Genomic DNA, 10,398 nt, shown 5'->3' with positions numbered 1-10,398 from the left:
CCCCCCCCCCCCCCCCCCCCCCCCCCCCCCCCCCCCCCCCCCCCCCCCCCCCCCCCCCCCCCCCCCCCCCCCCCGGGCCCAAATCAAGGCAAGCCAATTCAAGCCAGGCCAAATCGGCCCAAACCAAATCGGCAAAACAGGACCAGAAAGCATGAGCCAGCTACTGCCCAAACGAGACGAGGCCTTCCGCGCCGGCGAAACCGCGCTGCTGCTGGTCGATATGCAACGTGTCTGGCTGGAGCCCGGCGCCGACCCTGGACACCCCGAGCGCGGTCCCGATCATTATTTCTACAGGCAGACATCGTCGCAGACGATTCCCAACCAGGAACGCCTTTTGGCGGCAGCCCGCGCCAACGGCGTCGAGGTTCTCCACACCATCATTCAGAGCCTGACGGAAGACGGCCGCGACCGCTCGCTCGACCACAAGCTGACGCCGATCCATATCGCTCCCAGCCTGCCGGAAGGCCTGCCGATACCGTCGCTGGCCCCGGTCGGCGACGAGATCATGCTGCCGAAGACGTCGTCGGGCATCTTCAATTCGACCAATGTCGATTATCTCCTGAAGAACCTCGGCATTCGCTACCTCGTTGTGGTCGGCGTGCTCACCGATCAATGCGTCGACATGACGGTTCGCGACGGCGCCGATCGCGGTTATCTCGTCACCTGCGTATCGGACGCCTGCGCGACCATCACTCAGGAACGCCACGACATCGCCCTCAAGGCGTTCGGCGGATACTGCTGGGTCACCGATACCGACACAGTCGTCGCCCGCTTCAAGGCCTTGGGAAAAGCTGCATGACATCGACCGTCGAACCGCTCGTTGCCATCGTCACCACCGATCTTTCCGCCATCACACGCGGCCGCTCGGTGGTCGAAAGCAAGCTGCAGAAGACCGCCGCCACCGGCGTCGGCTGGCTGCAGGCCAATCTGTCGCTGACGCCGTTCAATTCCATCGTCGATCCCAACCCCTGGGGCTCGTCCGGCGACGTGCGGCTGCTGCCCGATCTCAACGCGCGCTTCCGCACGACGCTGACAGGATCGGCGACGCCCTTCGACATGGTCGCCGGCAACATCGTCGAGCTCGACGGCAGCCCGTGGGCCGGCTGCACGCGCACCATGCTGAAAGACGCTCTGGCGGAGCTGAAGGCCGCGACCGGGCTGTCGGTCATCGCCGCCTTCGAGCATGAATTCCACATTGCCGATGCCGGCTTCGCGCCGGGCCACTCGATGTCGTTCGCCGCACTGCGCCGAGCCGATCCGTTCGCGCCCAATCTGATGGCGGCGCTGGAGGAAGCAGGCGTCGCGCCAGAAGTGGTGATCGCCGAATTCGGCAGTGACCAATTCGAGGTGACGCACGAGCCCGCGGACGCGCTGACAGCCGCCGACCGCGCTGTTGCCATCCGCGAGATCACGCGCGAAGTGGCGCGCACCGCCGGCTGGCGTGCCAGCTTCACGCCAAAGGCCGCGCCAGATGCGGTCGGCAATGGCGTCCACATTCATTTCAGCTTCGTCGACGAGGCCGGCAAGCCGGCGACCTACGATCCGAAGGGTCCAGGCGGGCTGTCCAGCCGGGCCGGCGCCTTCTGTGCCGGGGTGCTGCGTCATCTGCCCGGGATCACCGCCATGACGGCGTCGAGCGTATCGTCCTACTACCGGCTGAAGCCGCATAGCTGGAGCTCGTCCTATACCTGGCTTGCCGACCGCGACCGCGAGGCGTCCCTGCGCATCTGCCCGACAGTGACGATCGGCGGGCGGGATCCGGCCAAGCAGTATAATATCGAATACCGGGCGGCCGACGCCACCGGCAATCCCTACCTGTCGCTGGCGACCATCGTGCGCGCGGGACTGGAGGGACTGAAGGCCAAGCTGCCGACGCCGCCGCTGGTGACCGGCGATCCGACGCTGATGAGCGAGGCGGAGCGCACCAAGCTCGGCCTGGTGCGACTGCCGGAAACGCTGCCGGCCGCACTCGATGCGCTGACCGCCGACAGCACAGTCACCGGATGGTTCGCGCCTGTCTTCGTCGAGACTTTCGTCGGCCTCAAGCGGCATGAGAGCGAGCGCCTGGCAGGCCTCGATCCCGTGGCTGTCTGCGATCTCTACCGGACGCTTTATTGATGGCTCTCCAGCTTGAAACCGGACCTGAGAAAGGTTGGCCGGCAGCCGTCGAGGTGCTCAACGAGAACGGGCGCTCCGATATCGTGTTGTTGTGCGAGCACGCGTCAAACCATATGCCGGTCGAATATAGCCAGCTTGGGCTCGATGCCAGCCAACTGCAGCGTCATATCGCCTGGGATATCGGCGCCGCCGAGGTGACGCGGCTGCTGTCGGCATTGCTCGACGCGCCGGCGTTCCTCAGCGGTTATTCGAGGCTGCTGATCGACCTCAACCGGCCGCTCGGGACCAGCGGCAGCATTCCGGTGCTGTCCGAGGATACCGAGATTCCCGGCAATGTCGGGCTTGACGCGGCCGAGCGCGAACGGCGCGCCGTAATCATGTTCACCCCGTTTCATGACCGGGTGGCCGCGCATCTCGACCGCCGCGCGAAGGACGGCAGGCCGACACGGATGGCGACGATCCACTCCTTCACGCCGGTCTTCCTCGGGATTGCCCGGCCCTGGCATGCCGGCGTGCTTTACGCTGCCGCCCGAGATTTCGGTGAAACAATCCTTGACGGCCTGCGCCGCGACGGCACGCTCAACGTCGCGGCCAACGTGCCCTACGTGATCAGCCGCGACGCCGACTACGCCGTGCCGATCCATGGCGACGATCGCGGTATCCCCGCCGTGCTCATCGAGATCAGGCAGGACCTGTTGGCGAGCCGCCTGGATATCGAGGCATGGGCGAACCGCCTGGCCGACGCCTTGCCCAGGCAGCAAACGGAGAAAACTTCGTAAGCAATCTCAGCCTGCGCAAACTGCTGCTCGGCAACCGCAAGGCCGACAAGCACGATCGTTAGGCTGTAGAGGCGGGAGGCCATGCAGGTCGAAATTAGCAGGCCGGCCTCTCAAGCGGCGCCTTTACCCCACCCACTTCTCGTAGTCGGACACCAGGAGGTGCAGCGGCGCGACGTCTTCGTCGATATCAGCGAAGCGGCCGATCGGTTCGCGGAAGACATTGTCGGTGAGATCGTCGTTGACAGTCGAAACCTCGCCGATCAGCACATCCTTGCCCTCGGCCCAGAAGGCGTGCCAGACGCCCGGCAGAAGCGTGACGCTCTGGCCCGGGTCGAGCTTCAGGAGCCCGCCCGCCGGCAGCCTGTGGATGGTTCCGTCGACAGGCACCGAAACCTCGGCCTTCGGATCGATGCCGCCATCGCGATCGTGCATGAACAGCTCCAGCACCAACTTGCCGCCGCCACGATTGATGATGTCTTCGGCCTTGATGTTGTGGCGGTGCATCGGCGACAACTGGTCCTTGCGCGAGATCATGATCTTCTCGGCATAGAGCATGCCCATGCCCTTCTTCATGTCCTCGTAGCGGCCGTTGCGAACGGTGAACAGGAAGAGGCCGAGTTCGCTGAACTTGCCCTGGCCGTAATCGGTGATGTCCCAGCCGAGCCGGGATGAGAAGATGGCCGACGAATCCTGCCGGCGCGCCTTCATCTCTTCCGGCGACCAATAGGCGAAGGGCGGCATGATGTAGCCGAATGAGCGGATGAAGGTGTCGGCATCGCGGATGATGTCGTTAACGGTGGAACGTTTCATGGTCGTGATCCCTTCTTCAGGCGGCGCCCATAGCGCATAGCCGAACACCGATCCGGTGTCGACGTAAACTCCATGCTGGCCTCATGACATCCGGATCGATCAAGGCCATAAGTCCAGGCAAAATTCCAAGGTGACAATCCATGCGCAGCATAGACGACCTCGATACGCCGGCAATCCTGATCGACGCCGCCCGCGCCGAAGCCAACATCGCTCGGGCCCAGGCCCATGCCGACAGCCATGGGCTGAAGCTCAGGCCGCACATCAAGACGCACAAGCTGCCCTATTGGGCCAAGAAGCAGGTCGCCGCGGGCGCGATCGGCATCACCTGCCAGAAGATCGGCGAAGCGGAGGTGATGGCCGATGCCGGGCTGACCGACATTTTTTTGCCCTACAACATTGTTGGCCGCGCCAAGCTGGAACGGCTCAAGGCGCTGCATGGCCGTGTCACTCTGTCGGTGACGGTGGACAACGCGGAGACGCTCGACGGGCTTGCCGCCACCTTCACCGATCCCGGGCACCGGTTGCAGGTGCTGGTGGAATGCGACACCGGGATGGGCCGCTGCGGGGTGCAGTCGCCTGGCGAGGCGGTGGCGCTGGCCAAAGAGATCGCCAGGGCCAAGGGGCTCGTCTTCGGCGGGCTGATGACCTATCCGGCAGCCGGCCGCGCCGCGGAGGCCGAAACCTGGCTTGCCGGCGCACGCGACGCGCTTGCCGCCTCCGGCCTTGATTGCCAGCGCATCTCCAGCGGCGGCACGCCGGATATGTGGCGCTCGGGCGAGAACAGCGTCGTCACCGAATACCGGCCGGGCACGTATATCTATCTCGACCGCTACCAGGTCGCCAAAGGCGTCGGCAGCCTCGACGATTGCGCGCTGACGGTGCTGTCGACGGTGGTCAGCCACCCGACACCGGCGCGCGCCATCCTCGACGCCGGCAGCAAGGCGCTCTCCAGCGACACGCTGGGCCTTGCCGATTTCGGCGAATTGCTAGGCATTCCCGACGCCAGGGTGACAGGGCTGAGCGAAGAGCATGGCACTGTCACGCTTTCGGGCGGGGCAAAACTTCGCATCGGCGAGCGCGTGCGCGTCGTGCCCGACCATTGCTGTGTGGTGACAAACCTATTCGACGAGGTGCATCTGGTCGACGGCGACAAGGTGCTTGAAACGCTGCCGGTAACAGCGCGCGGTCGGATGGGGTGAGCTTGGCGTCGTTCGGACCGAACGACCGTCTGGCTCAGGGTTGGACGAGCGGACCCAGCGCGGCCCTCAACGGATCGAGGGCATCGCCATACAGTTTCCAGCGCTCGACCGAGGACGAATAGATCGGCTGGCGCACCTGCCAGCGGCTTGGCGTTCGCACCGTGCGCTCGGTCTCGTGGAAACGCAGACAAGCATCGTCCCATTCCATGCCGAGAAATCCGATCAATCCACGAGCCCGGGTTCCGAGATCGGCCACGGTTTCTTCGTAGGGCATGTCGTGGATGGCCAGCGGAACCACCTTGGCCCAATGGCGCATCAGGCGATCATATTGCCGATAATACTGCCCAAGCTTGGTCAGATCGGCATTGTAGCCGTGGGCATCGGAGAAATTATGCATGAAACAGGACGTGCAATTGTCCATCGGGTCACGCCGGCAGTGGACGATGCGGGCATTCGGCAAAATGAGGCTGATGAAGGCCAGCAGCTCGAAATTATGCGGCATCTTGTCGACGACACGCGCCGCCTTGCCATTACGCTTGTCGAGATGGTCGAGATATTTCGAGCCAAGTTCCCTCGCCTTCGTCGGCGTGAGCGCCGCCATGGCCTTAGCGAAAATCGCCGGATCAAGCTGGTCGAATCCGAGTTCGCCGGCCAATGAACGGATGATCGGCAATTCGCCGGCGCCATGGATATCGTGATGGCTGGCGCATATCTGCTCGGTCAGCGTCGTTCCTGAACGTGGCATGCCGACGATGAAGACCGGCCGTTCGGACGGATTGCCGAATTTTGGCCGGGCTTCGAAAAAGGCGGCGTCGAAAGTCTCGATGAGACTGTCATAGAGCCGCGTGTGAAGGGCAATGTCGAAATCACTGCCCGAGATTGCCTTGGCCCTGGCGAAATGGTGAATGGCCAGGCGATACTCGTGCTGGTCGTTGAGGATTTTTCCGGCGGCGTGATGCAGGTAAACCCGCTCGCGATCGGTGGTCATCGGCAGTTCGAGGCGGGCCTGCACCAAGGCCAGGACTGGATCGCCCTTGACGGCCCGACGTGCGAGCGCCAGCCCGGACAGCGCCTCGACATTCGCCTTGTCGATGGCGATGGCGCGGCCAAAGCATTCGACTGCCTCGGCCTGCCGTCCCATGTCGGTGAGCAGGTCGCCCATGCCGACAAGCGCCTTCAGCGACTGGCTGTCGACCGCCAGCGCGCGGCGATAGAAACCCTCGGCGACGTCCCCCTCGAGTTGGCTCCGGTAGGATTTGCCGAGATTGCACAAGGCCTCGACAAGCCGGCCGTCGAACTCGATCGCTTTTCTCAGGTGCTTGCGCGCCAGCTCAATGTCGCCGGTCAGGTTGTAGGCGTTGCCGAGATTGTTTCGGAAAATGGCGTTGCCCGGTTCAAGCTTGACCGCGCTCTTCATAAAGTCGATGGCGGTCTCAATTTGTTGGGCCTCGATTGCCAGCGTGCCCATAAGGTTGAGCGCCATGGCATTTTTTGGCTGCCGGCGAAGCACGGTCTGGTAGCAGAATTCGGCTTCGCGAAAGCGCTTGCGGCGCTGCAGGTCGATACCGCGCTGCAACGTCTCCGGCGCCGACTCGCCGGCGGCCGGAAGGAAGTCCTGGACCATGGCCGGTAGGCCGACAGGCTGCCGGCGTGGCAAGAGCGGCATCCTTCACCTCCAATCGCCGGACATCACGGCAATCAGCGTGAACCAATCAGAATTTGAATGTGACGCCAAGCTGCAAATTGTGGGAATTCAACTTGCCGTTCGAGAATTCAGCAGCGCTATCGCGGGAAGAATCGAAGTCGACGGCGGAGACGGCCTTGAACCTGTAGCCGAAATCGAGGTCGATATTCTGCGCCAGCGCGTAGGTGACGCCGGCTCCCGCCTGGCCGGCAAAACCCCACCCACCAGATCCGTATCCATACTCATGACCACCCCAAGTCGTGTCGGCTGTCACATAGGCGGCGCCGATGCCGCCGCCGACGTAGATCTTGGCATCTCCAAACTGAGCAACGTCGGCCCAGACGTTGGCGAGCAGATAGGTAGCGGACAAATCGCCGTCAGCCGGGTATCCGTGAAAGATACCCTCGTCATATGTATTCGCCTTGTAGCGTGCATAAGACAGTTCGCCTTCGACGCGGAACATATCGTTGATCCGCATACCGACCGCGCCGCCGACCACGAAGCCGGTGTCGAAGTCCATCGAAAAGTCTTGGTTGTAATAGTCGGAATGCGTTTTCACGTCACTGGGGAAGCTGGCGCCACCAAACAGCGTGACGTACCAGAGATTCTGAGCCGCCGGAACTTCGACCGCCGCAGCGTCTGCGGCATTGGCTGAGTTCCAGCCAAGCGTCAAGGCCATTACGGAGACACCGGCAAGCAAACGCACTTTCATCGAAAAAATCCCCCACGGCAAATCAACAGGCAAACACAATGCATCACTTCCTGTGCAAAGCTTAGCTGTCAACAGTGAAAACGAGACGGGGATCGACCTTCTCGAAATCTCTGTTGCAACATTGCAACATGCCTGCTCGGCCGGCCGGTCGCAGATAATGTTGACGGCAGATACGTGGTTGTCGGACGAATTGACGAATTAGAGTGAAATGACGGCCAAGTCAGGCGCCCTCTAGTGGCGCTTGTCGGCCTGTCGGGCCGCGACGCGACGCATTGAAATGACGCGGCGACGGCGGATTTCCGTGCGCATCGCCGTCAGATGCAGCGCGAAGAACAGCACGGTGAAACCGAGCGCCATCACCAGCAGCGGCCTCAGCATGGACGGGTCGATGGTCGAGCCGCCCATGCGGAACACCGAAGCCGGCTGGTGCAGCGTGTTCCACCAGTCGACCGAGAATTTGATGATCGGGATGTTGATGAAGCCGACCAGGGTGATGATAGCGGCGGCCCAGGCGGCTCGGCTTGCGTCGTCGAGCGCCCGGGTCAGCGCGATGATGCCGAGATACATCAGGAACAGAACGAAGACCGAGGTCAGGCGCGCGTCCCACACCCACCAGGTGCCCCACATCGGCTTGCCCCAGATCGAACCGGTGATCAGGGCAAGCGCCGTAAAGACGGCGCCGATTGGTGCGGCGGACTTCAGCGCGACGTCGGCCAGCGGATGGCGCCACACCAGCGTGCCAAGCGCGGAGAACGCCATCAGCGTGTAGCACATCATGGCCAGCCAGGCGAAAGGCACGTGGATATACATGATGCGCACGGTGATGCCCTGCTGGAAATCCTCCGGCGCCGTGAAGCTCATGTAGAGTCCCAACGCAAGCAGCAGTGCGGCAGCAGTCGCCAGCCACGGCACGAGCCTGTCGGCCAGTCCGACGAAGCGCGTCGGGTTGGCCAGATCCATCCAGCCGGCAAGGCGTGAAGTCGTGTCGCTCATGCGGCCTTACATAGACCGGCAGGGCGCTTGCGGCAATCGAATGGTGGTCGCAGCCAGTCGTTCCTTCTCCCCTTGCGGGAGAAGGGACAGCCGTGCACGCTCAGGCGGCTTCGCCCGTCACGGTGCGGCTGAGGCGGCGAACCTCCTCGTCGTTGAGCAGGCCACCGGCGCGCAGCAAGCTGGCAAAGCGGCCGTTGCGCATCGACAGTTCGGCGAAGCCGCCCATTTCGACCACCTTGCCCTTGTCCATGAACACGACCAGATCGGCGTCGCGAACGGTGGTCAGGCGGTGGGCGATAATGAAGGTGGTGCGGTCACGACGAAGTTCGTCGATCGCCTCCTTGACGCGGTCTTCCGTCTCGACATCGAGCGCGCTGGTCGCCTCGTCGAGCACCAGAATGGGCGCGTCCTTCAGCACGGCGCGGGCAATGGCGATACGCTGACGCTCGCCGCCCGAAAGCTGGCCGCCACGTTCGCCGACAAGCGTGTCGTAGCCCTCGCTCTTCGACAGAATGAAATCCTGCGCGGCGGCAGCGTAGGCGGCAGCATGGACCTCGTCATAGGTCGCATCGGCCCGGCCAACGCGGATGTTGTCCTCGATCGAGCGGTTGAGCAGACCGGCATCCTGGAACACGGTGGCGATCGAGTGGCGCAGCGACTTGCGGGTCACCGAACGGATGTCGATGCCATCGATTAGGATGCGGCCGCTGGCCGGGGTGAACACGCGCTGCAGAAGGTTGATGAGCGTGGTCTTGCCCGCGCCGGTCGGACCAACGATGGCGACGGTCTGGCCGGCCTGGACCTCGAACGACACGTCGTCGACGCCCTGTCCGGAATTCGCGAACTCGAAGCCGACATTCTCGAAGCGCACATGGCCGGTGACGCTGCCCAGTTCGCGCAAGCCTTCCGGTTCGGCCGCATCGGCGGCCGAATCCTCCAGCCGGTAGAACTCTTCCAGCTTCGCCCTCGCTTCGGAAATCTGGTTGGCGAAAGCCGACATCTGGTCGAGACGGGCGATCAGCAGGGTGGCAAAGCCGGTAAAGGCAATGACGTCGCCAATGCGCAACTGGCCGTGCGTCACCAGATAAGCGCCGATCAGCAGCACGACCATCATCGAGATGGTCGACGACAGGCGGTGCAGCGCATTGGCCAGCGCCCACCAGTCGAGCACCGGGTTCTGGGCATCGAGCAGGTTCTTGACATAGCGCTTCAGCGCGTCGGTTTCGTGGCCGATGCGGTTATAGCTCTGCAGCACGGCGACATTGTTGACCGAGTCGGTCACATGCGCGAAGACCTTGTGGTAATGCCGCTCGACGGCTGCCTGGCCTGCCTTGGTGCGCCGCATCACCAGCCGGCCGATGCCGACGTAAAGCACGCCGAGCCCAAGCAGGACCATCGACATGCGGATATCCATGCTCAGCGCCGTGGGCACGAGCAGGACCAGGGCGACCGCGGTGGACAGGTGCTGCCGCATGAATTCGAGCCAGAGGCTGAACAGCGTTTCGACAGCGCGCAACAAGGTGTGCAGCGAATTCGACGTGCCGCGCTGATGGTGCCAGGCAAGCGGCATGGTGATCACGCGTTCAAAAGACTCGCAAAGGACCTCGCTACGCCGGGCATGGGCAAAGCGGTCGGCACCGCGCGCCACCAGCACGAACGCAATGATGTTGAAGGCGCCAAGGCCAGCCCACAGCGCGAGCGTCGAAAACACCGAGCCGCGATCCGAGATGGCGTCGATCACCCGTCCGAACATGATTGGCTCGAGGATCGCGATGATGGCGAGAGCCACGTTGGCGCCGCAGATCAACGACACGCGTTTCTTGTCGGCCGCGAGATACCCGAGGGCTCTCCAGTAGATTTGCAGAAGGGACACTTCAGCTACTCCGCCAAAACTTTCATTGTGCACTGCACCATTTCTTGACACGTACCGGTTAACGGGTCGCAAAACAATGCCCGTGTACATCTTCAGTTCCCGTTTCGCGAACAAAAGATGGCGACGTTGCGAAATCTGCCGTGATCACCTAACGGTTTGAGATAAAAGGTGAAATGTCAGCCTTGCGGCAAAATCATGGCAGCAGCCGGGCACTGCCACTATTTTAATCA

Annotated in this window: 9 protein-coding genes; 4 read left to right on the top strand and 5 right to left on the bottom strand. The window is 63.0% G+C overall.

The genetic code is table 11. The annotated features are described in order from the left end of the window. Positions 1 to 151 precede the first annotated feature (151 nt). Genes AC0L2H_RS21990 through AC0L2H_RS21980 form a run of 3 tightly spaced genes read left to right on the top strand, consistent with a single transcriptional unit; the run spans position 152 to position 2,897 of the window. Positions 152 to 799, top strand: coding sequence for a cysteine hydrolase family protein (locus AC0L2H_RS21990; protein WP_473592176.1), 648 nt, complete (start codon positions 152 to 154; stop codon positions 797 to 799). Further along, the gene (locus AC0L2H_RS21985) at positions 796 to 2,118 is read left to right on the top strand and encodes a glutamine synthetase family protein (RefSeq protein ID WP_473592175.1); all 1,323 of its coding nucleotides are present in this window, start codon (positions 796 to 798) and stop codon (positions 2,116 to 2,118) included. Before AC0L2H_RS21990 ends, AC0L2H_RS21985 begins: the two co-directional genes overlap by 4 nt. Next, positions 2,118 to 2,897, top strand: a complete 780-nt coding sequence (locus tag AC0L2H_RS21980; RefSeq protein WP_473592174.1) for an N-formylglutamate amidohydrolase — start codon at positions 2,118 to 2,120, stop codon at positions 2,895 to 2,897. The genes AC0L2H_RS21985 and AC0L2H_RS21980 overlap by 1 nt, the downstream gene beginning before the upstream one ends. A 123-nt stretch (positions 2,898 to 3,020) precedes the next feature. Here the strand turns inward: AC0L2H_RS21980 and AC0L2H_RS21975 are convergent, their stop codons facing one another. Continuing rightward, on the bottom strand, positions 3,021 to 3,707 hold the full coding sequence (locus AC0L2H_RS21975; protein WP_473592173.1) for a D-lyxose/D-mannose family sugar isomerase: 687 nt from the start codon (positions 3,705 to 3,707) through the stop codon (positions 3,021 to 3,023). A 140-nt stretch (positions 3,708 to 3,847) separates the two neighbouring features. On the opposite strand from AC0L2H_RS21975, the gene AC0L2H_RS21970 reads away from it, so the two are divergent. Continuing rightward, the gene (locus tag AC0L2H_RS21970) at positions 3,848 to 4,906 is read left to right on the top strand and encodes a D-TA family PLP-dependent enzyme (protein ID WP_473592172.1); all 1,059 of its coding nucleotides are present in this window, start codon (positions 3,848 to 3,850) and stop codon (positions 4,904 to 4,906) included. A gap of 34 nt (positions 4,907 to 4,940) precedes the next feature. Here AC0L2H_RS21970 and AC0L2H_RS21965 read toward each other — a convergent pair whose 3' ends face one another. The 4 genes from AC0L2H_RS21965 to AC0L2H_RS21950 form a co-directional block, all read right to left on the bottom strand. Then, a complete protein-coding gene (locus AC0L2H_RS21965; protein WP_473592171.1) occupies positions 4,941 to 6,572 on the bottom strand; it encodes a tetratricopeptide repeat-containing sulfotransferase family protein in 1,632 nt (543 codons plus the stop codon). A 46-nt stretch (positions 6,573 to 6,618) separates the two neighbouring features. Further along, the gene (locus AC0L2H_RS21960; protein WP_473592170.1) at positions 6,619 to 7,341 is read right to left on the bottom strand and encodes an outer membrane protein; all 723 of its coding nucleotides are present in this window, start codon (positions 7,339 to 7,341) and stop codon (positions 6,619 to 6,621) included. A gap of 192 nt (positions 7,342 to 7,533) precedes the next feature. Next, positions 7,534 to 8,295, bottom strand: a complete 762-nt coding sequence (locus AC0L2H_RS21955) for a heme ABC transporter permease (RefSeq protein WP_473592169.1) — start codon at positions 8,293 to 8,295, stop codon at positions 7,534 to 7,536. A gap of 100 nt (positions 8,296 to 8,395) precedes the next feature. Beyond that, positions 8,396 to 10,168 carry a glucan ABC transporter ATP-binding protein/ permease gene (locus tag AC0L2H_RS21950; protein WP_473592168.1) on the bottom strand — a complete coding sequence of 591 codons (1,773 nt, stop codon included), beginning with the start codon at positions 10,166 to 10,168 and terminating at the stop codon, positions 8,396 to 8,398. Positions 10,169 to 10,398: the final 230 nt, after the last annotated feature.

It is taken from the genome of Mesorhizobium sp. WSM4871 (assembly GCF_055811295.1).
This window is presented reverse-complemented; position numbering and strand designations above follow the sequence as displayed.